Origin of the sequence: Nocardia rhamnosiphila NBRC 108938, from assembly GCF_000720425.1 — a bacterium.
Classification (GTDB): domain Bacteria; phylum Actinomycetota; class Actinomycetes; order Mycobacteriales; family Mycobacteriaceae; genus Nocardia; species Nocardia rhamnosiphila.
Map to the genome: position 1 here is coordinate 1 of NZ_JOAJ01000079.1, position 258 is coordinate 258.

A 258-nucleotide genomic window follows, 5' to 3' on the forward strand; every position below is an offset into this window, starting at 1 on the left:
AGAGCGAGACGTCGAGCGCCATGAGCTTCAACTATGTCGTCCGCAGCGTCGGGTACTCCTTGGGCAGCGCCATCGGCGGCCTGATCCTCGCCGCGGGCATCGGCTCCGGCCACCTCTTCCCCGACGACAGCGCCTACACCACCGCGGCGTTGGTCGGCATCGGCGCCATGGCGATCACGACGCTGATGAGCCTCGCTCTCGCCCGCCGACGCTCGTCCGAGACCACCCCATAAGTCGGATGTACTCATCGAAACACAC

1 pseudogene is annotated in these 258 nt (G+C 66.3%); it reads left to right on the plus strand.

Features of this window, described 5'->3' with window-relative positions:
• Window positions 1-233: pseudogene (locus IG75_RS37065) on the plus strand (MFS transporter); the annotation flags it as partial.
• Between the last annotated feature and the right edge of the window lie 25 nt (window positions 234-258).